The sequence below is a fragment of the Pseudomonas sp. MDT2-39-1 genome (assembly GCF_054898085.1).
Window position 1 is genome coordinate 5049632 of sequence record NZ_CM142716.1, and the last position, 24423, is coordinate 5074054.

The window sequence follows — 24423 nt, forward strand, 5'->3', positions numbered from 1 at the left end:
CTTTTAATTGGCTGCTCTTGATTGAGCAGTTGCCCGCCGAGGACAAATGATGAACGACGATATGAACGCCCAGGACGACCAGGCACTGGCTGACGAATGGGCCGCCGCCCTGGAAGAAACCGGTGACGCCGGCCAGGACGACATCGACGCCTTGCTGGCTGCCGATGCCGCTAGCTCGCCGTCCAACCGTCTGCCAATGGAAGAGTTCGGCAGCGTGCCGAAGAACCACGACCCGGTCACCCTGGACGGTCCGAACCTCGACGTGATCCTCGACATCCCGGTGTCGATTTCCATGGAAGTGGGCAGCACCGACATCAACATTCGCAACCTGTTGCAACTCAACCAGGGTTCGGTGATCGAGCTGGATCGCCTGGCCGGTGAGCCGCTGGACGTGCTGGTCAACGGCACCCTGATCGCCCACGGCGAAGTGGTCGTGGTCAACGAGAAGTTCGGCATCCGCCTGACCGACGTGATCAGCCCAAGCGAACGTATCAAGAAGCTGCGCTGAGTGAAGAAGGTTCTGGGGCTTCTGCTTGCGTTGCCGTTCAGTGTTCTGGCAGCCGAACCTGTGGCCACGGCTGCAACGGTCGCTGCTGCGCCGGCGGTCAGCAGCGGTGTGGCCGGGCAATTGACGCAGTTGGTGTTCGGCTTGCTGCTGGTGCTGGGGTTGATCTTCTTCCTCGCCTGGCTGTTGCGCCGGGTCCAGCAGGCCGGGCCGGCCGGCAAAGGGCAGGTGATCGAGATTGTTGGTTCCCGTGCCTTGGGCCCGCGTGACCGACTGATGCTGGTGCAGGTCGGCAACGAGCAGATCCTGCTCGGCCTGAGCCCTGGCACCATCACCGCGCTGCATGTGCTTAAAGAGCCGATTGAAGTGCCGGCCACCACCGATAAAGCGACTCCGGAGTTCGCCCAGCATCTGTTGAAGATACTCGGCAAGGATCAGAAGGATAAGAAGTAATGGGTGCGTTACGCATCGTCTTGACGCTGGCCCTGATGCTGGCCGCGCCGCTGGCGTTCGCCGCCGATCCGTTGTCGATCCCGGCGATCACCCTGGGCACCAACGCCAGCGGCGCTCAGGAATACTCGGTCAGCCTGCAAATCCTGCTGATCATGACCGCGCTGAGTTTCATCCCGGCGTTCGTCATGCTGATGACCAGCTTCACCCGGATCATCATTGTCTTCTCGATCCTGCGTCAGGCCCTGGGGCTGCAACAGACGCCGTCGAACCAGATCCTCACCGGCATGGCGCTGTTCCTGACGCTGTTCATCATGGCGCCGGTGTTTGACCGGGTGAATCAGGACGCCTTGCAGCCGTATCTGGCGGAGAAACTCACCGCTCAGGATGCCGTGGCCAAGGCCCAGGTGCCGATCAAGGACTTCATGCTGGCGCAGACGCGCAGCAGCGATCTTGAGCTGTTCATGCGCCTGTCCAAGCGTACCGACATTGCCTCGCCGGATCAGGCACCGCTGACCATTCTGGTGCCGGCCTTCGTGACGTCGGAGCTGAAAACCGCGTTCCAGATCGGCTTCATGATCTTCATTCCGTTCCTGATCATCGACCTGGTCGTGGCCAGTGTGCTGATGGCCATGGGTATGATGATGCTCTCGCCGCTGATCATTTCCCTGCCGTTCAAGATCATGCTGTTCGTGCTGGTGGATGGCTGGGCGTTGATCATCGGCACCCTGGCGAGCAGCTTCGGCGGTGTGTCGCCATGACGCCGGAAGTGGCGGTAGACATCTTCCGCGAAGCGCTGTGGCTGACCACGATGATGGTTGCCGTGCTAGTGATTCCGAGTCTGCTGGTGGGCCTGCTGGTAGCGATGTTTCAGGCCGCCACGCAGATCAACGAACAGACCCTGAGCTTCCTGCCGCGTCTGCTGGTGATGCTGGTGACGCTGATCGTCGCCGGCCCGTGGCTGGTGCAGACGTTCATGGAATACATCCTGCAGCTGTACGGCAGTATTCCTCAGGTCATCGGCTAAACCATGCCGTCGCTGCTGCAGCTGACCGATACCCAGATCAGTACCTGGGTGGCGACGTTCATGTTGCCGCTGTTTCGCATCGGCTCGTTGCTGATGGTCATGCCGGTCTTTGGCACGTCCCTGGTGCCCACGCGCGTGCGCCTGTACTTCGCCCTGGCGATCACGGTGGTGATTGCGCCGGGCCTGCCGCCAATGCCGCCGATCAATGCACTGGATTTGAGTGCGCTGTTGCTGATCGCCGAGCAGATCCTTATCGGCGCGGTGCTGGGGTTTTCCTTGCAGCTGTTCTTCCAGGCGTTCGTGGTGGCGGGGCAGATCGTTTCGATTCAGATGGGTATGGGCTTCGCGTCGATGGTCGACCCCACCAACGGCGTCTCGGTTGCAGTGATCGGGCAGTTCTTCACCATGCTGGTGACGCTGTTGTTCCTGTCCATGAACGGCCATCTGGTGGTCTTCGAAGTCCTTACCGAAAGCTTCACCACGATGCCGGTTGGCAGTGGCTTGATGGTCAATCATTTCTGGGAACTGGCCGGCAAGCTCGGTTGGGTCCTCGGTGCTGCATTGTTGCTGGTGCTGCCGGCGATCACGGCGCTGCTGGTGGTCAACATCGCGTTCGGCGTGATGACCCGGGCCGCGCCGCAGTTGAACATTTTTTCCATCGGTTTTCCGCTGACCCTGGTGCTCGGGCTGTTCATCGTCTGGGTCGGGCTGGCGGACATCATCAATCAGTATCAACCGCTGGCCTCCGAGGCCTTGCAGTTTTTACGCGAACTGGCACGGGCGCGCTGAGTCATGGCTGAGAGCGAAAGCGGTCAGGACAAAACAGAAGACCCCACGGAGAAACGCAAAAAGGACTCCCGTGAGAAGGGCGAGATTGCGCGCTCCAAGGAACTCAATACTCTGGCGGTCATGCTCGCCGGCGCGGGTGCGCTGCTGATTTTTGGCGGCGCATTGGCGCAGGACATGATGGAGCTGATGCGCATGAACTTCTCGCTGTCGCGGGAAGTGATTCTGGATCAGCGCTCCATGGGCACTTACCTGCTGCATTCGGGGCAGATTGCCCTTTTTGCGATTCAGCCGGTGATGATCACCATGCTGCTGGCTGCGCTGATCGGTCCGATTTCCCTGGGTGGCTGGCTGTTCGCGGCCGGCTCCATGGCGCCCAAGTTCAGTCGCATGAACCCCGGCGCGGGACTGAAACGGATGTTCTCGGCCAAGGCGCTGGTGGAGTTGCTCAAGGCTCTGGCGAAGTTTTTTATCGTGTTATTCGTGGCGTTGGCGGTCTTGTCGGCGGACATCGACGATCTGCTGCGCATCGCCCACGAGCCATTGGACATGGCGATCATTCACAGCTTGCAAGTGGTGGGCTGGAGTACCTTGTGGATGGCTTGCGGGCTGATCCTCATTGCTGCGGTCGACGTGCCGGTGCAGCTCTGGGAAAGCCACAAGAAACTGCTGATGACCAAGCAGGAAGTGCGCGACGAGCACAAGGATCAGGAAGGGAAGCCGGAGGTCAAACAGCGCATTCGCCAATTGCAGCGCGAGGTGTCCCAGCGCCGGATGATGGCGGCCATCCCCGAGGCCGATGTGGTCATTACCAACCCGACGCACTATGCCGTGGCGCTCAAGTACGATCCCGACAAGGGCAGTGCGCCTGTGTTGCTGGCCAAGGGCAGCGACTTCCTCGCCTTGAAGATCCGTGAAATCGCCGTGGCCAACAATGTGCTGTTGCTCGAATCGCCAGCCCTGGCACGTTCGATCTATTACTCCACGGAGTTGGAGCAGGAAATCCCCGGTGGGTTGTATCTGGCGGTCGCTCAGGTATTGGCCTACGTCTACCAGATCCGCCAGTACCGCGCGGGCAAGGGCAAGCGTCCGGATCCGCTCAAGGATGATTTGCCGATTCCGCCGGATTTGCGGCGCGATTCTTGAGAAAGGCGCTGGCAAATATTGGCTTCGTCGTGATCGATCATTGTCAGTTGGTAAATTGGAAATAATCGTAATAGACAACGTCCGGATGAGTGTTGTGAATTTCTATGCGTGTGATGCCAGTTGCTGAGTAATCGAGTTGCCAAGGACCGTATTCGGGATGGGATAACCTTAGTGGTTGCTGTCCGAGACGATTCCCGGCGGCGTCATAAAAAACAGCAGTAGCACCTATGTTCACATCTTGATACCAGAATCGAACACGTGAACATGGTGAGTTCAAATCCAGTCGTAATATGGAAATCGTTCCTTCGCAGTTTAAAACTTTGCGTTCCATTTTTCCCGGTGTAGGGGGGCGCCTCAGGTCTATGATCCTGACTATTCCCTGCGTTCCCAGGTTTGTGACTTTCATACTCGCGAGGGTGAAACTTTGACCCGGAGAGATCGAGCGGTCTGAGTAAGAATCAAAGTTTTCGAACAAATCAGGCTCAGGAACTACCTCGCCCAGTCTCGCCCTCATCACCTTCGAAAACATCAACCGCTGCCCACTTCCAGATTTGTAAACGCTGTAATTGATCCGGGTGTCGATGCCTCGATTTTCTGCGATCCAGTTCGAAGGGAGTGTGAAGGTCGGCGTGACGCCAGTCTGCACTTCGCGCTCGTCGCTTTCCCACGTGGTTTTGCCGGTGGCGCGTATGCGAACGGTGTAGCCGTGCACCATACCCACGTACCTGACGCTTAGGGTTTTCTGATCTGTCGACAGGGTTGGTGCCAGTAAATTGAACTCGTAGGGGTTGATATGCAACAGGAGGATTCTGGAAGGAATCAGTGCGGTGCCCGGTGCGGTGCGCACGGTGTAGTAGACCTTTACCGTATGGCCGATGGCATCGATCACTTCAATGCGTGGGATTCGAATATCAATAGCCCCCGGTGTTCCGACGGTCACCACCTCTGAATTATAGATGTGCCGAGGATTGCCCCAGGTCACGGTCACGGTGTGACCCCGAGCCATGCCGGAGTAATGAGGGACTTGAGCGGTAATGAAATCACGGTGGTAGACGCTGTCGAAGTCGAGTCGATCCCCTGCGGAGCCATGGGCTTCGAGAATTTTCGGATTCGCTGGGTTTGTAACGGCAGTGATCGAGTCCATGAGTTTTTTCCTGTGGGTATGTTGCTCCATCGGGCTGCTCTATCTGGCCTCCAAGGCTCTATTGATGGCAACTGTCAGATCTGACAGTGGCGACGAGCGGTCGAGAGGTGGGCGGAGGTGGCTCCATCATCCAAAAACCGCACGTGCAATGCGCCGCCTGTCGAAATGCCTGCTCCACCTGTCAACTCTGACAGTAGACAGTCAGCGCCCGCTCGCGCTGTCATGCCCGTGGGAATTCTCCCGATCAATGTCCTTGCAGTGGAGGTTCTGATCATTCGATTGGAGCGCCAAGGATGGGTGTTTGCGTCAGTTTTAGAGGGAACCATCATGACAGAGCGTCTATATCGAAAACTGCAGGGTATGGAGTTGGAGTTTGTCTCGGGCAGGCTGCAAGAAAATCCGGCCGAGCGGGCGATCGGGTACACCGTTACTTTCAAAATGAGCCTGGATTTCACGAACTTCGAGCAAATGTCCAGCCTATACATTCCGGGCTATTTGAATAATCCGATCAACGCTATCCGGCCTGAGCTGACCAGTTTCGCTTATCACTACTCCTACAATTATTTTTTCGATGCTGCGGGAAATATCCGTGACAAAGAAGCGCTGTTTAATGTTTTCAGGAGTCCAGGGTACTACATGAGTCAATGGTCAACGGGTGGGCTGGAGCGGCGATATGCCAAGCCTCAATTCGAAATCATCGCTGATCAGCTACACATCACTGCCCGGATGGATTTTCGTTGGGAAGACAAGCGTCCGATCGTTGTAAAAGATCTGCCGATCATTCCTTTTGAATGGGCGCTGAATCTTTTGAAAGGCGAGTTTGTGGGCCCTGCCACAGCAGTCGCCCCTGCCACTGTGGTGGTGCTTGGATATGCCCAAGAGGAGTTGGTCAATCAAGACGGGCTGGAAATGCACAAAGGCACGCGTTACATGATTGGGGGCAAGCTTGGGTTTGGCGCGATTCTCAAAGAGCAAATTCTGACAGCGGGTTGATCCATATTTCTGGTGCTTTAAACGCGTAGCAACTGCCGAGCTCGCGAGGCTGCGTTCGAGACGGAGTCATGCTCGACCGCATTCCTCGCAACGGTTTAACGGCTGCTGCGCAGCCGGACGCAGCCTCGCAAGCTCGGCAGCTGCTACAAATCCTCAATAAAGCCCTCTATTCCCCATCTCTGCAAAAGTTGGAAGGTTTCTTGCAGTAGCCGCCCTGCGCCTGCTTCAGGCGTCAAAAGTTTGCTTTAAGGAACGGGGAAAACCGGTGGATCGCTCTCAGTTACTCAACACTGCCCGCACAAACGTTGCCGACTTAAGTCGGGGCAATCTGGGTGTGCCGTTGCTGCTGCTGGTCATGCTGGCGATGATGATGTTGCCGATCCCACCGTTCCTGTTGGATGTGTTCTTCACCTTCAACATCGCTTTGTCGATCGTGGTGTTGCTGGTCTGCGTCTATGCCTTGCGACCGCTGGATTTCGCGGTGTTTCCGACCATTCTATTGGTGGCGACGCTACTGCGGCTGGCGTTGAACGTGGCCTCCACGCGGGTGGTGATGCTCCACGGTCAGGACGGTCACGCCTCAGCCGGCAAGGTGATCCAGGCCTTCGGCGAAGTGGTGATCGGCGGTAACTACGTGGTCGGTATCGTGGTCTTCGCGATTTTGATGATCATCAACTTCGTTGTAGTGACCAAGGGTGCCGGGCGGATTTCCGAGGTGAGCGCGCGCTTCACCCTCGATGCGATGCCCGGTAAACAAATGGCAATCGACGCCGACTTGAACGCCGGCCTGATCGATCAGAACCAAGCCAAAATGCGCCGGATGGAAGTGGCCCAGGAAGCCGAGTTCTACGGTTCGATGGACGGTGCCAGCAAGTTCGTTCGCGGCGACGCCATTGCCGGCTTGCTGATTCTGTTCATTAACCTGATCGGCGGCATGGCCGTCGGTATCTTCCAGCACGGCATGAGCTTCGGCGATGCCGGCAGGGTTTATGCGCTGTTGACCATCGGTGACGGTTTGGTGGCGCAATTGCCATCACTGTTGTTATCGACAGCGGCGGCGATCATGGTGACTCGTGCGTCCGGGTCGGAAGAGATGGGAAAACAGATCAATCGCCAGATGTTCGCCTCGCCGAAAGCGTTGGCAGTGGCGGCGGGTATTATGGCGGTCATGGGCCTGGTGCCCGGCATGCCGCACTTCTCCTTTCTCAGCATGGCGGCCGTGGCGGCCGGCGGTGCGTACCTGTTCTGGAAGAAGCAGAACGTGGTCAAGGTTCAAGCCCTGCAAGAGGTCAAGCGTCAACAGGAGCTGCTGCCATCCCCGGCTCGCGCCCAGGAAACCAAGGAGCTGGGCTGGGACGACGTGACCCCGATCGACATGATCGGCCTGGAAGTCGGATACCGGCTGATTCCGCTGGTGGACCGCAACCAGGGCGGTCAGTTGCTGGCGCGGATCAAGGGTGTGCGCAAGAAGCTGTCGCAAGATCTGGGCTTCCTGATGCCGACTGTGCATATCCGTGACAACCTCGACCTGGCACCGAGTGCCTATCGCCTGACCCTGATGGGGGTGATCCTGGCCGAAGCGGAGATTTACCCGGATCGCGAACTGGCGATCAATCCGGGGCAGGTCTACGGGACGCTCAACGGCATTACCGCCAAAGATCCGGCTTTCGGTCTGGAGGCGGTCTGGATCGAAATCAGCCAGCGTGCCCAGGCGCAATCCCTCGGTTACACCGTGGTCGATGCCAGTACGGTCGTGGCCACCCACTTGAACCAGATTCTGTACAAGCACTCCAGCGAACTGATCGGTCACGAAGAAGTCCAGCAACTCATGCAATTGCTGGCCAAAAGCTCACCGAAACTGGCCGAAGAGCTGGTGCCGGGTGTGGTGTCTCTGTCGCAGCTGCTGAAAGTTTTGCAGGCTTTGCTGGCCGAACAGGTGCCAGTACGGGACATCCGCAGCATTGCCGAGGCCATCGCCAACAATGCCGCCAAGAGTCAAGATACTGCCGCGTTGGTGGCCGCCGTGCGCGTCGGCGTATCCCGCGCAATCGTCCAAAGCATTGTAGGGACTGACTCCGAGCTACCAGTTATCACTCTGGAGCCAAGGTTGGAACAGATATTGCTCAATAGTCTTCAGAAGGCAGGACAAGGCTCGGAAGAGGGCGTTCTGCTGGAGCCAAGCATGGCTGAGAAACTGCAACGCTCGTTGATCGATGCGGCGCAGCGTCAGGAAATGCAAGGTCAACCGGTGATTCTGCTGGTGGCCGGTCCGGTTCGCGCGATGCTTTCGCGATTCGGCCGACTGGCAGTCCCGGGTTTGCATGTGTTGGCTTACCAGGAAATTCCTGACAACAAGCAAGTGACCATCGTTGCGACAGTAGGGCCCAACGGCTGAGGTAGTGGTTTATGCAAGTTAAGCGTTTTTTCGCCGCCGATATGCGTCAGGCCATGAAACTGGTTCGTGATGAGCTGGGCGCTGATGCCGCCATTATTGGCAATCGCCGGATTGCCGGTGGTGTCGAGCTGACGGCTGCCCTGGATTACAAATTGTCTGCGCTGGCCCCGCGTGTTCCGAACATGGAACTCGAGGACGAGCTGCGCAAGACCCAGTCGCGGATTGTCACCGCCCAGGCCGAATTGAGCTTGCGTGGCGAAGGCGAAACCGAAGGCGACAAGACCACCAATCGCCAGTTATTCGCCGGCCTGCCGTTGACCGCCGCCGAGCCGCTGATCGAGCCGACGTATGCCGAACCTCGTCGCTCCGCTCCAGCCCCTGCGCCAGCCGCTGGCGGTGTGGACCCGCGTGCATTCGACTCGATGCGTTTCGAACTCAACAGCCTGCGCGAACTGATGGAAGTGCAACTCGGCTCCCTGGCCTGGAATCAGCTGCAAGGCAGCCGTCCGGCCCAGGCCAACCTCTGGCGTCGCCTGCAACGCATCGGCCTGTCCGGCCCGTTGTCCCGCGACTTGCTGGCGATGATTACCGACATTGAAGAACCCCGTCAGGCCTGGCGTATGTTGCTGGCGCACTTGGCGCGGATGATCGCCACACCGGAAGTCGAGCCACTGGAAGAGGGCGGCGTGATTGCCATGGTCGGCCCTGCCGGCATGGGCAAGACCACCACTCTGGCCAAGCTCGCGGCCCGCTACGTTCTGAAATATGGCGCGCAAAACATCGCGCTGGTGAGCATGGACAGCTACCGTATTGGTGCTCAGGAGCAACTCAAGACTCTGGGCCGGATCCTCAACGTGTCGGTAACTCACGTCGATCCGGGGCAATCGCTGGTGCAGGCGCTGGATCCCTTGCTGCGCAAACGCGTGGTGCTGATCGATACCGCGGGTCTTCAGGCCAGCGATCCGGCACTGCGCATGCAGCTCGAAAGCCTGGCCGGACGTGGCATCAAGTCAAAAAATTATCTGGTGTTGGCAACCACCAGCCAGAAACAGGTCCTAACGGCCGCTTATCACAGTTACAAACGCTGCGGTCTCGCTGGCTGCATCCTGACTAAACTGGATGAAACGGCATGCCTGGGCGAGGTGTTAAGCCTGGCCATCAGTCATGAATTACCGGTGGCCTACCTGACCGATGGCCCGCGGATTCCGGATGATTTGCATCTGCCGCGTCGTCATCAGTTGGTCAGTCGCGCCGTAAGCGTGCAAATGCAAGAAGAACCCAGCGAAGAAGCCATGGCTGACATGTTCGCTGATATTTACCACAGCCCGACCAAGCAGGTTGGCTGAGGTACTAATGAACAGTTTTTGTACCTACATCGATGGTCTGCCATGCATTGTTCAGTTTATGAGCGCGCAGCCAGTAATGTGGCCTCCGTCTATGCAAGACAAGGTAAAGAAATAACATGGGCAGCATGCATCCCGTACAGGTGATCGCGGTGACCGGCGGCAAAGGTGGCGTCGGGAAGACTAACGTGTCAGTGAACTTGTCCCTGGCTCTAGCTGAGCTCGGCCGGCGCGTCATGCTGCTGGACGCTGATCTGGGGCTGGCGAACGTCGACGTCCTGTTGGGGCTGACACCCAAACGTACCCTGGCCGACGTGATCGAAGGCCGCTGTGAGCTGCGCGACGTTCTGTTGCAGGGCCCCGGCGGTATTCGCATCGTCCCGGCCGCGTCCGGCACGCAGAGCATGGTTCATCTGAGCCCGGCTCAACACGCTGGCCTGATCCAGGCGTTCAGCGATATCGGCGACAACCTCGACGTCTTGGTGATCGACACCGCTGCGGGTATTGGTGACTCGGTAGTCAGTTTCGTTCGCGCAGCGCAAGAAGTCTTGCTGGTGGTGTGTGACGAGCCGACCTCGATCACGGATGCCTACGCGCTGATCAAACTGCTGAACCGCGATTACGGCATGAACCGCTTCCGCGTCCTGGCCAACATGGCCCAGAGCCCGCAGGAAGGTCGCAACCTGTTCGCCAAGTTGACCAAGGTCACGGACCGCTTCCTCGACGTCGCCTTACAATACGTCGGCGCGGTGCCTTATGACGAAAGCGTGCGTAAAGCGGTGCAGAAGCAGCGCGCCGTCTATGAAGCCTTTCCGCGCTCCAAGTGCTCCCTGGCGTTCAAGGCCATTGCACAGAAGGTCGATACCTGGCCGTTGCCTGCCAACCCGCGTGGGCACCTGGAGTTTTTCGTCGAGCGCCTCGTGCAACAAACGGCAGGACCGGTGTTATGACAGCCAGCGGTTACAACCTCTACAAGAAGTCGGCACGTGACGCGCAGTACGAGCTGATCGAGCGTTACGCGCCACTGGTCAAACGCATTGCTTACCACTTGCTGGCCCGTCTGCCGGCCAGTGTTCAGGTTGAAGACCTGATCCAGGCCGGGATGATCGGCCTGCTTGAAGTATCGACCAAATATGACGCCAGCAAAGGCGCGAGTTTCGAGACGTACGCGGGCATTCGAATCCGCGGCGCGATGCTCGATGAAGTACGCAAGGGGGACTGGGCGCCACGTTCGGTTCACCGCAATACCCGCATGGTCAGCGACGCCATTCGCTCGATTGAAGCTAAAACCGGTCGTGACGCTAAAGATCATGAGGTTGCGGCCGAACTCCAATTGAGTCTCGACGATTATTACGGGATTTTGAACGACACCCTGGGCAGCCGGTTATTCAGTTTCGACGATCTGTTGCAGGACGGCGAACACGAAGGGCTGCACGAGGATGGCGCGAGTGCACATCTGGAGCCGTCACGCGATCTGGAAGATGAACGCTTCCAGGCAGCGCTGGCGGACGCGATTGCCAATTTGCCGGAGCGTGAGCGACTGGTGTTGGCGCTGTACTACGACGAAGAGCTGAACCTCAAGGAAATCGGTGAGGTCCTGGGGGTCAGCGAGTCTCGGGTCAGCCAGTTACACAGCCAGTGCGCGGCCCGTTTGCGGGGGCGTTTGGGGGAGTGGCGAGCGCGCTGAGGGCAGTGTGGGGACACTGCGAACGAGGCCGGTGTGGTGTTGAACTGCACCGGTCGCGATCTGTTGTGCTCCATACAGACATCGAGTGCATTGCCGGATTGATTGAAATGGCGCGTCCAGGTGCTGGGCGCGTTTAAGACTGCTTGGAGGTCGAATTGGACAAGAACATGAAAATCCTCATCGTTGATGACTTCTCAACGATGCGGCGGATCATAAAAAACCTGTTGCGTGACCTTGGGTTCACCAACACGGTCGAGGCCGACGATGGCATTACAGCCATTCCGGTTCTCAACAGCGGGAGCATCGACTTTCTGGTAACGGACTGGAACATGCCTGGCATGACCGGTATCGATCTGCTGCGCCACGTGCGCGCCGATGAAAAGCTCAAGCACCTACCGGTGTTGATGGTGACCGCTGAAGCCAAGCGCGAGCAGATCATCGAAGCGGCCCAGGCCGGTGTTAACGGCTATGTGGTCAAACCATTCACGGCCCAGGCGTTGAAAGAAAAAATCGAGAAGATTTTCGAACGCATCGGTTGATCCACTGCGCCACGGGGGAGCTATGGAGCATAAAGAATCTTCACTGGGCGATTTTGAATCGACCCTGAAAAAACACGCGGTCGAACTGGTCGAAAGCCTTGAAAAAGGCAGGTTCGGCGACGCTGTGCAACTTATCCATGAGCTCAATCAGACCCGTGACCGCGGCCTGTATCAGGAAGTGGGCAAGCTCACTCGCGAGCTGCATAGCGCGATCGTCAATTTCCAGATTGACCCGAACATGCCGCAAGCCGAGGAAGTGTCGCAGATCACGGACGCCACCGAGCGCCTGGGGTATGTGGTCAAGCTGACCGAGGCCGCTGCCAACCGCACCATGGACCTGGTGGAGAATTCCACGCCGCTGGTCAACAGCCTGAGCGAAGAAGCCCAGGCGTTGAGCGCGGATTGGGGGCGGTTCATGCGTCGCGAAGTCGGGGCTGAAGAGTTCCGCGAACTGGCCCGGCGCGTCGACGGTTTCCTGACGCGCAGCAGCGAAGACAATCGCACGGTGTCGAGCAACCTCAACGACATTCTGCTGGCCCAGGATTACCAGGACCTCACCGGTCAGGTGATCAAGCGCGTGACCCAATTGGTCACCGAAGTTGAAAGCAACCTGCTCAAGCTCGTGCTCATGGCCAGTCAGGTAGACCGCTTTGCGGGTATCGAACATGACCGTGATGCGATGCTCGCTGAAAAAGATCCGCAAAAACATCTCTCTCAGGGTGAAGGTCCGCAGATTCATGCCGATAAAAGAGAAGACGTTGTGTCCGGTCAGGACGATGTGGACGATTTGTTATCCAGCCTAGGATTTTAGAGTTTTAGCATTTTAGGTTTTTTAGGTTTTTAGACCTCAGGAGCACCCCCTTAATGAGCTTCGGCGCCGATGAAGAGATCCTTCAGGATTTCCTGGTTGAGGCCGGCGAGATTCTAGAGCAACTGTCCGAACAGCTGGTCGAGCTTGAAAGCCGACCGGATGATGCGGACTTGCTCAATGCAATTTTTCGCGGTTTTCACACTGTAAAAGGGGGCGCCGGCTTCCTCCAGCTCAACGAGCTGGTGGAGTGCTGTCACATCGCCGAGAACGTGTTCGACATCCTGCGCAAGGGTGAACGTCGCGTCGACTCGGAACTGATGGACGTGGTTCTCGAAGCGCTGGACGCGGTGAACAGCATGTTCACCGAAGTTCGCGAACGCAGCCCGATTACGGCTGCCACGCCTGAATTGCTCGCGGCACTGGCCCGTCTGGCCGAGCCGCAAACGGCTGATGAAGCCGCACCGGTTGCTGAAGTGGTCGAAACACCTGCCGCTGAAGAATCGGGTGACATCACCGATAACGAATTCGAACAACTGCTGGACTCGCTGAACGCCGTCAAGGCTCAAGCCGAAGCGCCGGCCGTTGCTCCAGTGGCTGGCGCTGATTCTGCGGCCAGCGACGAAATCACCGATGCCGAGTTCGAGTCGTTGCTCGATCAACTGCACGGCAAAGGCCAGTTCGCCGTCGATGCGGTGGCGGCGCCCGCTGCACCGGCTGCCCCAAAAGCGGCAGGCGACAGCTCCGACATCACCGACGACGAATTCGAAGCATTGCTCGACCAACTGCACGGCAAAGGCAACTTTGCGGTGGATGCGCTGGAGTCGGCCATTGCCTCCGTACCCGCTCCGGCTGCGCCAACCGCTAAAGCGGCTGGCGGTGATCTGATTTCCGATCACGAGTTCGAATCGCTGCTCGACGAATTGCATGGCAAAGGCAAGTTCACTGAAGTCGGCACAGGTACTGCGGTGGCTGCTCCAGCCGCCAAGGCTGTTGCGCCGAAACCCGTCGCCAAAGCGCCCGAGCCTAAAGCCGAAGCGCCGAAGCCTGTTGCTGCTGCACCGGCTCCGGCCCGAACACCGTCCGCTCCACCACCGGAAAAACCGGCCAGCGAAGCCGAGACCACCGTGCGGGTCGATACCGCGCGTCTCGACGAAATCATGAACATGGTTGGCGAGTTGGTACTGGTGCGTAACCGCTTGGTCCGTCTGGGCCTCAACAGCGGCGACGAAGCCATGTCCAAGGCCGTGTCGAACCTCGACGTGGTCACGGCCGACCTGCAAACCGCGGTCATGAAGACGCGGATGCAACCGATCAAGAAAGTTTTCGGGCGCTTCCCGCGTCTCGTTCGCGACCTGGCACGCCAGCTCAAGAAAGAGATCAACCTGGAACTGGTCGGCGAAGAAACCGACCTCGACAAGAACCTCGTTGAGGCCCTGGCCGACCCGCTGGTCCACTTGGTGCGCAACTCGGTCGACCACGGTATCGAAGAGCCGGCCGAGCGCGAAGCGATGGGCAAGCCTCGCAGTGGCAAGGTGATCCTGTCCGCTGAACAGGAAGGCGACCACATCCTGCTGTCCATCTCCGATGACGGCAAAGGCATGGATGCTGACGTGTTGCGCGGCATCGCCGTGAAGAAAGGGTTGATGGACAAGGATGCAGCGGACCGCCTCAGCGAATCCGATTGCTTCAACCTGATCTTCGCCCCGGGTTTTTCGACCAAGACCGAGATCTCCGACGTGTCGGGTCGTGGCGTGGGCATGGACGTGGTGAAAACCAAGATCGCCCAGCTTAACGGCACCATCAATATCTACTCGACCAAGGGCAAAGGCTCGAAGATCGTCATCAAGGTCCCGTTGACCCTGGCGATCATGCCGACGCTGATGGTCATGCTCGGCAACCAGGCGTTCGCGTTCCCGCTGGTGAACGTCAACGAGATCTTCCACCTCGACCTGTCGCGCACCAACGTGGTGGACGGCCAGGAAGTGGTGATCGTGCGGGACAAGGCACTGCCATTGTTCTACCTCAAGCGCTGGCTGGTCAGCTCCGCCGCTCACGAAGAGCAGCGCGAGGGCCATGTGGTGATCCTTTCGGTGGGCACTCAGCGGATCGGCTTCGTCGTCGATCAATTGGTAGGCCAGGAAGAAGTGGTCATCAAGCCATTAGGCAAAATGCTCCAGGGAACCCCGGGCATGTCGGGCGCCACCATTACCGGTGACGGCCGCATTGCGCTGATTCTCGATGTTCCGAGCATGCTCAAGCGTTACGCCGCACGGCGTATTTGATTCTGGTGGGGCGGGGCGACAGAGCCTCGCTCCGTCTAACGGAGTGTTTATGGCAGTCAAAGTCCTGGTGGTGGACGATTCGGGGTTTTTCCGCCGCCGCGTCTCGGAAATTCTTTCAGCGGATCCGAATATCCAGGTCGTCGGTACGGCGACCAACGGAAAAGAGGCGATCGATCAGGCGCTGGCCCTCAAGCCAGACGTGATCACCATGGACTACGAGATGCCAATGATGGATGGCATCACGGCCGTGCGGCATATCATGCAGCGCTGCCCGACCCCGGTATTGATGTTCTCCTCGCTGACTCATGAAGGTGCTCGGGTAACCCTCGATGCGCTGGACGCCGGTGCGGTGGATTTCCTGCCGAAGAATTTCGAAGACATCTCCCGTAACCCGGAGAAGGTCAAACAGCTGCTGTGCGAGAAGATTCTCAGCATCTCGCGCAGTAACCGTCGCGCCAACACCTACAGCGCACCGGCCCCGGTCGCCGCGCCAGCCCCGACGCCTGCGCCTTCGAGCGTCAGCAGTTACGGCAGCAGCGCGCCTGCGCGTCCGGCAGCGGCACCGATTCCGGCGCGTACTTACGCACCTGCCTCGTCGTCGCCAGCGCCGAAACGCAAAGCCTACAAATTGGTCGCCATCGGTACGTCCACTGGCGGCCCGGTTGCCTTGCAGCGGGTTCTGACCCAATTGCCGGCCAATTTCCCCGCCCCCATCGTATTGATCCAGCATATGCCGGCCGCCTTCACCAAGGCCTTCGCCGAACGTCTGGACAAGCTCTGCCGCATCAGCGTCAAGGAAGCCGAGGATGGCGACATCCTGCGTCCGGGCCTGGCGCTGCTGGCGCCGGGTGGCAAGCAAATGATGATCGACGGCCGTGGTGCGGTGAAAATCCTCCCCGGCGACGAGCGCTTGAACTACAAGCCGTGCGTGGACATTACCTTCGGTTCCGCGGCCAAGACCTACGGTGACAAAGTTCTGGCGGTCGTGTTGACCGGCATGGGCGCCGACGGTCGTGAAGGCGCGCGCCTGCTCAAGCAGGGCGGCAGTGCGATCTGGGCTCAGGATGAAGCCAGCTGCGTGATCTACGGCATGCCGATGGCCATCGTCAAAGCCGAACTCGCCGACGCGATCTACGGTCTGGACGATATAGGCAGGCACTTGGTCGAGGCGTGTGTCTGATGGATGTTCTAAGCCTAATCGGGATCATCATGGCGTTTGTCGCCATCATCGGCGGCAACTACCTTGAAGGCGGTCACCTCGGCGCTTTGGCCAACGGCCCGGCGGCGCTGATCGTACTCGGTGGGACCGTCGGCGCGGCATTGCTGCAATCGCCGATGAGCGCCTTCAAGCGCGCCATGCAAATCATTGGCTGGATTCTGTTTCCGCCTCGCGTTGATCTGGCCGGTGGCATCGACCGCGTCGTCAACTGGAGCCTGACCGCCCGCAAGGAAGGTTTGCTCGGTCTGGAAGGGGTGGCCGATGCCGAGCCTGACAGCTACTCGCGCAAGGGCCTGCAACTGCTGGTGGACGGTGCGGAGCCGGAAGCGATTCGCAGCATCCTGGAAGTGGATTTCTACACCCAGGAAAGCCGCGACATCGAAGCCGCCAAAGTCTTCGAAAGCATGGGCGGCTACGCGCCGACCATCGGCATCATCGGTGCGGTGATGGGCCTGATCCATGTCATGGGCAACCTGGCCGATCCGACGCAACTGGGCAGCGGCATCGCCGTCGCCTTCGTCGCGACCATCTATGGCGTGGCCAGTGCCAACCTGGTGTTGCTGCCGATTGCCGCCAAGCTCAAGTCCGTGGCCTTGCGCCAGTCGCGCTATCGCGAAATGTTGCTGGAAGGGATCCTGTCGATCGCCGAAGGTGAAAACCCTCGCTCTATTGAGTTGAAGCTTCAGGGCTTCATGGATTGATGGGAGTAATGGACTATGGCTCGTCGCCGGCAACCTGAAGAACATGTAAACCATGAGCGTTGGCTGGTTTCGTACGCCGACTTTATTACGTTGCTGTTCGCTTTCTTCGTGGTGATGTACTCGATCTCTTCGATCAACGAAGGCAAGTACAAGGTTATTTCCGAAGCGTTGATCGGGGTCTTTACCGACTCCGACCGCGCCCTCAAGCCGATCCCGATCGGCGACGAGCGACCGAAGACCGTGACCCCGGCCAAGCCACTGGTTAAAGACGCCGAGCAGGTCGACGCCGGTATCGCGGGTGCCAGCGATCCGCTCAAAAGCATCGCCGACGACATCAGCGCCGCGTTCGGCGACTTGATCAGTTCCAATCAGATGACCATTCGCGGCAATGAGCTGTGGGTCGAGATCGAACTCAATTCCAGCCTGCTGTTCGGCAGTGGCGACGCCATGCCCAGCGACATCGCATTCAACATCATCGACAAGGTCGCCGGCATTCTGAAACCGTTCGACAACCCGATTCACGTCGAAGGCTTTACCGACGATCAACCGATCCGCACCGCGCAATACCCGACCAACTGGGAGCTGTCCTCGGCTCGTTCGGCGAGCATCGTGCGCATGCTGGCGATGCAGGGCGTGAACCCTGGACGTCTGGCATCGGTGGGTTACGGCGAATTCCAGCCGGTGGCCAATAACGCCACTGCCGAGGGCCGGGCACGTAACCGCCGTGTCGTGCTGGTCGTGTCACGCAATCTCGATGTACGCCGCAGCCTCACCGGTACCGGAACGGCCAATGCACATCCGGATGCCGCGTTGAAGCGTGCTGGCACACAAACTGCACCGACCCCAGTCAAGTCGCCGGTACGAGAGAGCGCCGTCAATTCTCCGTCACCCGCATTAATACGTTGAGCTATTTCTCGGTCGACCATTTCGACCGGGAGGAACAATCCGAATGAGAGTCTGGGCAGTCGCCAATCAAAAGGGTGGTGTCGGTAAAACCACTTCCTCTATCGCTTTAGCCGGTTTACTGGCTGAGGCGGGCAAGCGCGTGGTCGTGGTCGATCTCGACCCCCACGGCTCCATGACCAGCTATTTCGGTTATGACCCTGACAGCCTGGAACACAGCAGCTACGACCTGTTCCTGCACAAGGGCACTGTGCCGCAAGGCTTGCCCGGTCAATTGCTGCTGCCGACCAGTGACGAACGCATTTCGCTGTTGCCGTCGAGCACCGCTCTGGCCACGCTTGAACGTCAGTCGCCGGGCCAGAGTGGTTTGGGCCTGGTGATCGCCAAGAGCCTGGCGCAGCTGTGGCAGGACTTCGATTACGCGGTGATCGACAGCCCGCCATTGCTCGGCGTGTTGATGGTCAATGCCTTGGCGGCGAGCCAGCAGTTGGTGATCCCGGTGCAGACCGAACACCTGGCCGTCAAAGGCCTGGAGCGCATGGTCAACACCCTGGCGATGATCAACCGCTCACGTAAAGTGGCGTTGCCGTTCACCATCATTCCGACCCTGTTCGACCGCCGCACCCAGGCTTCCCTCGGAACCCTTCGCGTGCTGCGCGACAAATACCCGGAAGAAATCTGGCAAGGCTACATACCGATCGACACGCGCCTGCGGGATGCGAGTCGGGCAGGGCTGACGCCTTCGCAATTCGACGGCAAGAGCCGTGGTGTTCTCGCTTATCGCGCCTTGCTCAAGCATTTGCTGGCGGCACAACTTGTCCCGCAGGTGGCCTGAGATGAACTCATACCATGTACCTGTAGGAGCGAGGCTTGCCCGCGAAGCAGACGCCGCGGTCTTCACAGTTAAACCGCGTTGTCGTTCTTCGCGGGCAAGTCGGATCGCCGCACCGCTCGCTCCTACACAGGTGCGCGCATGAATCGGCCGGTGAAAATCACCTCGCGTCCACAACTGGCGCTCCAGTCCTATCTGGACAGCCTGCTGATGGAGGCGACTGAAGAGTTGTCGCTGGAAGTCGAAGCGGTGGCTGAAGTCATTGAGGCCGTTGAAACGGTCGAGGTCGAAGCAGCACTGGATGAGTTCCAGGCAGCAGTGCTTGAAGAGCAGGCGCGTGATGCGCAGAAACCCGTTATGCCTGCCGCGCCTGTCGTGGCGCCAGTGGTTGCTGCGGTCGAAAAAGCACCGGTGGTGATCGAAGAGGCGCCGACACCGATTCTGGCGCCGGTCTCGACCCTCGCACCGCTGCTGCAAACCCTGGTGCCGCCGCTGGTCGAAGTCCATCTGCCGCCGAGCAACACACCGCCACCGGTTGCAACCGACGGTCGTCCGGCGTGGGCCGCCGAGCCGTTCGAATGCCTGCTGTTCGATGTCGCCGGGTTGACCCTGGCGGTGCCGCTGGTGTGCCTGGGCTCGATTTACTCCCTGGCCGGTCACGAGCTGACGCCGCTGTTCGGTCAGCCGGAATGGTTCCTCGGGATCCTGCCGAGTCAGGCCGGCAACCTGAAAGTATTGGACACTGCGCGTTGGGTCATGCCCGACCGCTACCGCGACGATTTCCGTCAGGGCCTGCAATACGTTATTTCGGTTCAGGGCTACGAGTGGGGGCTGGCGGTGCATCAGGTCAGCCGCTCGTTGCGCCTGGACCCGAACGAAATCAAATGGAGAAGTCATCGAGGTCAGCGGCCATGGCTCGCCGGCACGGTGATTGAGCACATGTGTGCATTGCTGGACGTCTCCGCGTTGGCCGAGTTGATCGCCAGCGGTGGGGCAAAGCACATGAGCGGCAGCAAGCCGCTACACAAATCGACATAACAGCCGACATAACAATCATGCGACGGCATTGTTGAATGCCGCCACACAGAACACACACCGCCAGGAGCGGTTTTTTGAGGGGTCAGGGTATGAATGATAAGGCGTCGTCTGCAAAAGGTTCCGAAGATCCGATCCTGCAATGGGTAACCTTCAAACTGGACAATGAAACCTACGGCATCAACGTGATGCGCGTTCAGGAAGTCCTGCGTTACACCGAAATTGCCCCGGTTCCGGGTGCCCCGAGCTACGTGCTGGGCATCATCAACCTGCGCGGTAACGTGGTCACCGTGATCGACACCCGTCAGCGCTTCGGCCTGATGAATGCCGAGATCAGCGACAACACCCGTATCGTCATCATCGAAGCCGACAAGCAAGTGGTCGGGATCATGGTCGACAGCGTGGCCGAAGTGGTTTACCTGCGTCAGTCGGAAATCGAAACCGCGCCAAACGTCGGTAACGAAGAATCCGCCAAGTTCATTCAAGGCGTGTGCAACAAGAACAACGAACTGCTGATCCTGGTCGAACTGGACAAGATGATGAGCGAAGAAGAATGGTCGGACCTGGAGAACATTTGATTGATTCTTGAGGTGGCGGTCATTGTCCTGTTCCTCTTCTGGGCAGGCACGCTGGCAATGTTCCTGGCGTACATTCGCGCTCAACGGCAAATTGGCGCGCAACAGGCCCAGGGCGATGCGCTGCGCGATCAGCGCATCAAGGACCTGGCCAAGCGCGTCGACGACTATCAGAGCGGCAACGTGCGCATGGGTGAAGACCTGCACGAACTGCGCGCAGTCGTCGGCCCGTTGCCGGACAAGCTGGCTCAGCTGGAACAGCGCGATCCGTCGAGCCTGTCGTTTGCCCAGGCGGCGCGGCTGGTCGGGATGGGGGCTACCGTCGATGAGCTGACTCAGTCTTGCGGGTTGACCCAGGCTGAGGCGGAGTTGATGCGCAAGTTGCACAAGAACTGAGAAAGATCAAAAGATCGCAGCCTCGTTTCACTCGACAGCTCCTACACGGCGTACGCGTACCCCATGTAGGAGCTGTCGAGTGAAACGAGGCTGCGATTTTTTGCATTTAAACAGAGATGTTTAAATGACATCTCCAGACACTCTCCCAAGCTACACATCCTTGCGCCGCTGCCTACGGCTCAGTCAGAATCCGCCGGCTTGTGCGCTTCAACCTTGGCCTCTATCGTTTCCCTGCCACTGCCCATCAGTGGTCGGGTTTAGTCGCCCAGCGGTAATTGAAGTTGCACAAGTGCCCGTCAGGCAGGTGTTTCCCACCTGCTTTTGATGGTGGCTGTGCGCAGGGCACCTCCGGGTGCGCCGGTTTCTTCAATTCCCCGGTCGACTAACCTGCGGACAGCCGCCACCCCCTCGTTTAGTCGCAAGGTGGTGTCAGCATTACTTACGGAATTGAAGATCATGTTCAAAATTACGCCCAACCCGCCGGAAGCCGATGACGTTTCCCCATACGAAACCCCCGATTCAAAAAAACTCAACGAAGCCGCCGACCGCGCCCTCGATTACTACCTCAAACCGGTCATTCCCAAAGACTCCCCACGCAAACCCAGCACGATTTTCTTTGTCGACCCTGACGCCGATGACGAAACCCTGCTGGACAACACCTGTGAATCCCTGGCATCGGCGAGTGTGATGCTGAGTAATGTCGCGGGGCTATTAGAGGGGACACACCGCAATACTATCTTGGGGATTCAGCAGGTGGTGATGCTGGGTGAGCTGGCGGTGAATCGGATGCTGGACAGACTTAACCCGCAGTCTTAACGGTAATTAAAAGATCGCAGCCTCGTTTCACTCGACAGCTCCTACAGGGTGTACGCCGTCTCAATGTAGGATCTGTCGAGTGAAACGAGGTTGCGATTTTGCATTCAACCCAAAATTCTATTGGTTGCTCGTCCTCAGACCTACGACGCCTTAGTATGCTGCCTACAACTTTGTCGGATCGCGCCGACTTGTGAGAGTGGTCTGTCGTCGGTAATTTGCTCTCGGTAGCTGCACGTCGTCGGCGTGGTTTTTTTCGCCTGCTGTCAAAATAAAGTTCTGATTCCAAGGCTTTCAATGCTCGATATCCTGCGCAGCACACCGCTTTGGGTTTATGCGGTTTTTTTGATAGTGACCTATTTCGGGGGCATGGCTTGCTTTAGGAATCATGAGTCGAAAAGGTCATTGCAGATAACGCCGATGATATTTGTCGCGATCTCCCTCTCGTCCCTGGAGTTCTCGCAGGGCATCGCAATACCGTTATCGGTTTACTCGCTAGGCTTATTGGCAGGATGGTTTACGGGTCTGCGCTTCTATTCGTACAACGACGTCGAATGCGAGGGTAATCGGTTGGTGCTGGGTGGGACGATCAAGGTGCTGTTGGTGTATTGGGGCTTTTTTGCCTGGCGTTATTTCACCGGTTATCAGGCGGCCGTGCATCCTGAGCTGGCTAACGAAGTGTCGGAGGTGGCATGGTCAGCTCTGGGGGCAGGTCTCATCAATGGTTTGATAATCGGCCGTAGTTTAAGGCTTTTGCATTTTTTTAAGCCGAGTAGCGTGTCAGCGGCGTAGTTGATAAGAAAGTTGCACGAGAGCTGATCTTGGTGTGGCCGCCGAGATCGCTATTCTCGAAATCTCAATAATCATCCCCGCGCTCAGTCACATCCTTCTCCACCGAAGGCGCCTCCGGATCATGCCCCGCCGGAAACTTGCCCTTCAGGTTCCACGCAAACGCAATAATCTCGGCAATCGTGCGGTACAACTCTTCCGGAATACTCTCCCCCAGTTCCATCCGCGCCAGCAGCTTCACCAACTCTGCGTTTTCATAGATCGGCACTTCATAATCGCGGGCAATTTTCAGAATGGCTTCGGCCAGTTCTTCGTCACCTTTGGCCGTGAGGGTAGGGGCGTGGTTGCCGTCGTATTTGAGGGCGATGGCCTGGCGTGGGGTGTTGGGGTTTCTCATGCGGTTTCGTCGACCCAGCGTTGTTCGAGGCGGGTTTGAGGGCCTTGCGGTGGCGTGCCGAGGTGGCAATCCAGATCGCCGACGTTCAGTCCGGAGTCCAGCAGACGCTGGCGCAGCGCGGCCAGATTGCTTTCAATCAGGCTGGCGGTGTACGGCCGTTCGGCCCAGAGCTGGCTGGACAGGCTGCCTCGGATCAGCTGCGCCTGAATCTGCAACGGGCCCAGCGGCTCCATGTCGAACGCCAGGTCCACGCGCCACAGTTGCTGTTTCGGCTCGCGTTCGTCCCGGCGTTCGTGCGGTTGTTCTTTTTCGGGCGCTTCTTCGCGCTGGAATTTGACCTGCAACGGCACGATGTCCTGCAGGTTGCGCATCGGGATTTCCAGCTGCCAGGTGCTGAGCAGCCGTCCATCGTCAGTGACGCCGGTTTGTTCGAGACTCGACAACTGATGGCTTTGCAGGCGCGAAACGGCCGCCGCGGCCAGACGCAGCAAATGCTCCAGATCGTTTTCACCGTCCTGGCTTTGCAGCAGCCGTTCGGGAAGCGGGAAGCTGGTGAGCAGCGGTTTGGCGCTGACCTGGCCGAGCATGCCGAGGGCGCTGCGCACGAAGCTCGGCATGGTCTGGACCAGCGTGTTGGCCGCAAGGATCGCGTTGAGATTGGTGTTGGCCGGCAATCCTGGCGTCAGTTGCGCGATCAGCTTGAGCAGATCGCCTTTCATGTCCGGCGCCAGTGTCGGGTTTTGACCGGTCAGCAGTTTCGCTTCGAGGAACAGGCCGCTATTGGCCAGTGCCTGAGCCAAACCTTTGGGCGTACTCAGTTGTTGAACGTCCGGCAAACCGGCCAGCAGTTTTTCCACGGCAACGCGCAGGTCGCTGGACGTCTGATCTGACGGTGGCAGGTTTTGCAGGACTTTGATCAAACCATCCAGCGAGCCTTGGCGGCTCTGCTGACTGACCAATTGCTGGGTGACCGCCAACTGCTCCTGACGATTGCTCAGCGGTACGAATTTCAAGGTTTGCGTGTCCTGCACCAAGGCACTCAACAAGGTACCGATGCGCAGCGGCGTCGGGCTCTCGATGCTCAGGGTGCTGCCGCTCAACGCGGTGTTGAGCAGGCTCACCATCGAGCGAAACACCGTCGGCTGTCCCGGCACCTGCGGCAGAACCTGCGAGGTCAGCACTTTGCCCTGCAACAGCGTCCCGACCGGCAATTGCGTCGTGTCGATGCGGGTGAGGGTGGCGACGCTGGACGCGATGGCTTGTTGCACCGTGATGGCCAGGTTGCTTGCTGATGGCTGAGTGATCGCCAGGTTGGTGCCTTGGGGCAGCGGCTGGGTGCTGGTGGCCTGGACTGTGGTCTGGCGGCCGCTCTCGAGGGTGACTTTGAGCAACAGTTGAAAGGTCTGATCCGCCTGCTTGAGCGACAGCACTTCGGCGTTGGCGGTCTGGCCGGGTGTGATCAGGCCCTCCATCGGCGTCAGCAGCTTGAGCAGATCGCCACTCACCACCAATGGCCGCGAATTCGCGGGGGTGGTCTGCGGTAGCGGGAGGATGTTCATTTCGCCTGTCATACGCGGTCACAACCTGAGGAAATTGCCCTCTTGAGAGGAGGGCATGGCATGTATAATGCCGCCCCGTTGTATCCGGGGCGCTGA

The 24423-nt window shown here is 58.8% G+C and carries 26 protein-coding genes; 23 read left to right on the top strand and 3 right to left on the bottom strand.

Features of this window, described 5'->3' with window-relative positions:
* Nucleotides 1-49: 49 nt before the first annotated feature.
* From fliN to flhB, 6 genes are read left to right on the top strand one after another with little or no spacing between them, the layout of a single operon-like run.
* Entirely contained in the window at nucleotides 50-508 is a 459-nt protein-coding gene (fliN, locus tag ACYZTM_RS23625) for a flagellar motor switch protein FliN (protein WP_109628591.1), read from the top strand.
* Complete coding sequence (fliO, locus tag ACYZTM_RS23630; RefSeq protein ID WP_461984932.1) at nucleotides 509-958, top strand: flagellar biosynthetic protein FliO; 450 nt, start codon at nucleotides 509-511, stop codon at nucleotides 956-958.
* The gene (gene fliP, locus ACYZTM_RS23635) at nucleotides 958-1716 is read left to right on the top strand and encodes a flagellar type III secretion system pore protein FliP (RefSeq protein WP_461984934.1); all 759 of its coding nucleotides are present in this window, start codon (nucleotides 958-960) and stop codon (nucleotides 1714-1716) included. The genes fliO and fliP overlap by 1 nt, the downstream gene beginning before the upstream one ends.
* Nucleotides 1713-1982, top strand: a complete 270-nt coding sequence (fliQ, locus tag ACYZTM_RS23640; RefSeq protein ID WP_007948918.1) for a flagellar biosynthesis protein FliQ — start codon at nucleotides 1713-1715, stop codon at nucleotides 1980-1982. Before fliP ends, fliQ begins: the two co-directional genes overlap by 4 nt.
* Before the next feature lie 3 nt (nucleotides 1983-1985).
* A complete protein-coding gene (gene fliR / locus ACYZTM_RS23645) occupies nucleotides 1986-2771 on the top strand; it encodes a flagellar biosynthetic protein FliR (RefSeq protein WP_461984936.1) in 786 nt (261 codons plus the stop codon).
* Nucleotides 2772-2774: 3 nt separating this feature from the next.
* Nucleotides 2775-3914 carry a flagellar biosynthesis protein FlhB gene (gene flhB / locus ACYZTM_RS23650; RefSeq protein ID WP_461984938.1) on the top strand — a complete coding sequence of 380 codons (1140 nt, stop codon included), beginning with the start codon at nucleotides 2775-2777 and terminating at the stop codon, nucleotides 3912-3914.
* A gap of 43 nt (nucleotides 3915-3957) precedes the next feature.
* Here the strand turns inward: flhB and ACYZTM_RS23655 are convergent, their stop codons facing one another.
* Nucleotides 3958-5058 carry a hypothetical protein gene (locus ACYZTM_RS23655; RefSeq protein ID WP_461984940.1) on the bottom strand — a complete coding sequence of 367 codons (1101 nt, stop codon included), beginning with the start codon at nucleotides 5056-5058 and terminating at the stop codon, nucleotides 3958-3960.
* 327 nt (nucleotides 5059-5385) lie between these two features.
* Between ACYZTM_RS23655 and ACYZTM_RS23660 the strand changes: the two genes are divergently transcribed.
* The 17 genes from ACYZTM_RS23660 (at nucleotide 5386) to ACYZTM_RS23740 (ending at nucleotide 22374) form a co-directional block, all read left to right on the top strand.
* Nucleotides 5386-6051 (top strand): hypothetical protein, encoded by a 666-nt coding sequence (locus tag ACYZTM_RS23660; RefSeq protein ID WP_461984942.1) that lies wholly within the window; start codon nucleotides 5386-5388, stop codon nucleotides 6049-6051.
* A 265-nt stretch (nucleotides 6052-6316) separates the two neighbouring features.
* Nucleotides 6317-8446 (top strand): flagellar biosynthesis protein FlhA, encoded by a 2130-nt coding sequence (gene flhA / locus ACYZTM_RS23665; protein WP_131061606.1) that lies wholly within the window; start codon nucleotides 6317-6319, stop codon nucleotides 8444-8446.
* Between the two features lie 11 nt (nucleotides 8447-8457).
* Nucleotides 8458-9792, top strand: coding sequence for a flagellar biosynthesis protein FlhF (gene flhF / locus ACYZTM_RS23670; protein ID WP_131061605.1), 1335 nt, complete (start codon nucleotides 8458-8460; stop codon nucleotides 9790-9792).
* 116 nt (nucleotides 9793-9908) lie between these two features.
* Nucleotides 9909-10739, top strand: a complete 831-nt coding sequence (gene fleN / locus ACYZTM_RS23675) for a flagellar synthesis regulator FleN (protein ID WP_008001746.1) — start codon at nucleotides 9909-9911, stop codon at nucleotides 10737-10739.
* Complete coding sequence (fliA, locus tag ACYZTM_RS23680; protein ID WP_007894214.1) at nucleotides 10736-11476, top strand: RNA polymerase sigma factor FliA; 741 nt, start codon at nucleotides 10736-10738, stop codon at nucleotides 11474-11476. The genes fleN and fliA overlap by 4 nt, the downstream gene beginning before the upstream one ends.
* Nucleotides 11477-11643: 167 nt before the next feature.
* Nucleotides 11644-12015, top strand: coding sequence for a chemotaxis response regulator CheY (locus tag ACYZTM_RS23685; protein ID WP_008006721.1), 372 nt, complete (start codon nucleotides 11644-11646; stop codon nucleotides 12013-12015).
* A gap of 22 nt (nucleotides 12016-12037) precedes the next feature.
* Complete coding sequence (locus ACYZTM_RS23690; protein ID WP_131061604.1) at nucleotides 12038-12826, top strand: protein phosphatase CheZ; 789 nt, start codon at nucleotides 12038-12040, stop codon at nucleotides 12824-12826.
* Nucleotides 12827-12879: 53 nt separating this feature from the next.
* The gene (locus tag ACYZTM_RS23695; protein ID WP_131061603.1) at nucleotides 12880-15108 is read left to right on the top strand and encodes a chemotaxis protein CheA; all 2229 of its coding nucleotides are present in this window, start codon (nucleotides 12880-12882) and stop codon (nucleotides 15106-15108) included.
* A gap of 49 nt (nucleotides 15109-15157) precedes the next feature.
* Nucleotides 15158-16288 carry a protein-glutamate methylesterase/protein-glutamine glutaminase gene (locus ACYZTM_RS23700; protein ID WP_461984946.1) on the top strand — a complete coding sequence of 377 codons (1131 nt, stop codon included), beginning with the start codon at nucleotides 15158-15160 and terminating at the stop codon, nucleotides 16286-16288.
* Complete coding sequence (locus ACYZTM_RS23705) at nucleotides 16288-17028, top strand: flagellar motor protein (RefSeq protein WP_461984948.1); 741 nt, start codon at nucleotides 16288-16290, stop codon at nucleotides 17026-17028. The genes ACYZTM_RS23700 and ACYZTM_RS23705 overlap by 1 nt, the downstream gene beginning before the upstream one ends.
* A gap of 15 nt (nucleotides 17029-17043) precedes the next feature.
* Complete coding sequence (gene motD / locus ACYZTM_RS23710) at nucleotides 17044-17934, top strand: flagellar motor protein MotD (RefSeq protein WP_131061600.1); 891 nt, start codon at nucleotides 17044-17046, stop codon at nucleotides 17932-17934.
* A 43-nt stretch (nucleotides 17935-17977) separates the two neighbouring features.
* The gene (locus ACYZTM_RS23715; protein WP_131061599.1) at nucleotides 17978-18766 is read left to right on the top strand and encodes a ParA family protein; all 789 of its coding nucleotides are present in this window, start codon (nucleotides 17978-17980) and stop codon (nucleotides 18764-18766) included.
* 138 nt (nucleotides 18767-18904) lie between these two features.
* Nucleotides 18905-19801 (top strand): CheW domain-containing protein, encoded by an 897-nt coding sequence (locus ACYZTM_RS23720; protein WP_461984951.1) that lies wholly within the window; start codon nucleotides 18905-18907, stop codon nucleotides 19799-19801.
* Between the two features lie 89 nt (nucleotides 19802-19890).
* A complete protein-coding gene (locus ACYZTM_RS23725) occupies nucleotides 19891-20376 on the top strand; it encodes a chemotaxis protein CheW (RefSeq protein WP_131061597.1) in 486 nt (161 codons plus the stop codon).
* On the top strand, nucleotides 20377-20769 hold the full coding sequence (locus ACYZTM_RS23730) for a DUF2802 domain-containing protein (protein ID WP_131061596.1): 393 nt from the start codon (nucleotides 20377-20379) through the stop codon (nucleotides 20767-20769). It begins immediately after the preceding gene.
* A gap of 456 nt (nucleotides 20770-21225) precedes the next feature.
* A complete protein-coding gene (locus tag ACYZTM_RS23735; RefSeq protein ID WP_461984954.1) occupies nucleotides 21226-21585 on the top strand; it encodes a DUF6124 family protein in 360 nt (119 codons plus the stop codon).
* A 294-nt stretch (nucleotides 21586-21879) separates the two neighbouring features.
* Entirely contained in the window at nucleotides 21880-22374 is a 495-nt protein-coding gene (locus tag ACYZTM_RS23740; RefSeq protein ID WP_461984956.1) for a hypothetical protein, read from the top strand.
* Between the two features lie 64 nt (nucleotides 22375-22438).
* On the opposite strand, the gene ACYZTM_RS23745 is transcribed toward ACYZTM_RS23740, so the two are convergent.
* A complete protein-coding gene (locus ACYZTM_RS23745; protein WP_131061592.1) occupies nucleotides 22439-22768 on the bottom strand; it encodes an EscU/YscU/HrcU family type III secretion system export apparatus switch protein in 330 nt (109 codons plus the stop codon).
* Nucleotides 22765-24339, bottom strand: a complete 1575-nt coding sequence (gene fliK / locus ACYZTM_RS23750; RefSeq protein WP_461984959.1) for a flagellar hook-length control protein FliK — start codon at nucleotides 24337-24339, stop codon at nucleotides 22765-22767. Before fliK ends, ACYZTM_RS23745 begins: the two co-directional genes overlap by 4 nt.
* Nucleotides 24340-24423 lie beyond the last annotated feature (84 nt).

Bases quoted from the DNA above. Each gene is read 5' to 3' on its own strand.
- fliQ (WP_007948918.1), top strand. From the start codon at position 1,713: ATGACGCCGGAAGTGGCGGTAGACATCTTCCGCGAAGCGCTGTGGCTG.
- ACYZTM_RS23700 (WP_461984946.1), top strand. From the start codon at position 15,158: ATGGCAGTCAAAGTCCTGGTGGTGGACGATTCGGGGTTTTTCCGCCGC.
- ACYZTM_RS23690 (WP_131061604.1), top strand. From the start codon at position 12,038: ATGGAGCATAAAGAATCTTCACTGGGCGATTTTGAATCGACCCTGAAA.
- fliP (WP_461984934.1), top strand. From the start codon at position 958: ATGGGTGCGTTACGCATCGTCTTGACGCTGGCCCTGATGCTGGCCGCG.
- ACYZTM_RS23740 (WP_461984956.1), top strand. From the start codon at position 21,880: ATGCTCGATATCCTGCGCAGCACACCGCTTTGGGTTTATGCGGTTTTT.
- ACYZTM_RS23705 (WP_461984948.1), top strand. From the start codon at position 16,288: ATGGATGTTCTAAGCCTAATCGGGATCATCATGGCGTTTGTCGCCATC.
- fleN (WP_008001746.1), top strand. From the start codon at position 9,909: ATGGGCAGCATGCATCCCGTACAGGTGATCGCGGTGACCGGCGGCAAA.
- ACYZTM_RS23725 (WP_131061597.1), top strand. From the start codon at position 19,891: ATGAATGATAAGGCGTCGTCTGCAAAAGGTTCCGAAGATCCGATCCTG.
- ACYZTM_RS23685 (WP_008006721.1), top strand. From the start codon at position 11,644: ATGAAAATCCTCATCGTTGATGACTTCTCAACGATGCGGCGGATCATA.
- flhB (WP_461984938.1), top strand. From the start codon at position 2,775: ATGGCTGAGAGCGAAAGCGGTCAGGACAAAACAGAAGACCCCACGGAG.
- ACYZTM_RS23715 (WP_131061599.1), top strand. From the start codon at position 17,978: ATGAGAGTCTGGGCAGTCGCCAATCAAAAGGGTGGTGTCGGTAAAACC.
- fliN (WP_109628591.1), top strand. From the start codon at position 50: ATGAACGACGATATGAACGCCCAGGACGACCAGGCACTGGCTGACGAA.
- fliK (WP_461984959.1), bottom strand. From the start codon at position 24,339: ATGACAGGCGAAATGAACATCCTCCCGCTACCGCAGACCACCCCCGCG.
- motD (WP_131061600.1), top strand. From the start codon at position 17,044: ATGGCTCGTCGCCGGCAACCTGAAGAACATGTAAACCATGAGCGTTGG.
- fliA (WP_007894214.1), top strand. From the start codon at position 10,736: ATGACAGCCAGCGGTTACAACCTCTACAAGAAGTCGGCACGTGACGCG.
- ACYZTM_RS23720 (WP_461984951.1), top strand. From the start codon at position 18,905: ATGAATCGGCCGGTGAAAATCACCTCGCGTCCACAACTGGCGCTCCAG.
- ACYZTM_RS23735 (WP_461984954.1), top strand. From the start codon at position 21,226: ATGTTCAAAATTACGCCCAACCCGCCGGAAGCCGATGACGTTTCCCCA.
- ACYZTM_RS23745 (WP_131061592.1), bottom strand. From the start codon at position 22,768: ATGAGAAACCCCAACACCCCACGCCAGGCCATCGCCCTCAAATACGAC.
- flhF (WP_131061605.1), top strand. From the start codon at position 8,458: ATGCAAGTTAAGCGTTTTTTCGCCGCCGATATGCGTCAGGCCATGAAA.
- fliR (WP_461984936.1), top strand. From the start codon at position 1,986: ATGCCGTCGCTGCTGCAGCTGACCGATACCCAGATCAGTACCTGGGTG.
- ACYZTM_RS23695 (WP_131061603.1), top strand. From the start codon at position 12,880: ATGAGCTTCGGCGCCGATGAAGAGATCCTTCAGGATTTCCTGGTTGAG.
- ACYZTM_RS23660 (WP_461984942.1), top strand. From the start codon at position 5,386: ATGACAGAGCGTCTATATCGAAAACTGCAGGGTATGGAGTTGGAGTTT.
- ACYZTM_RS23655 (WP_461984940.1), bottom strand. From the start codon at position 5,058: ATGGACTCGATCACTGCCGTTACAAACCCAGCGAATCCGAAAATTCTC.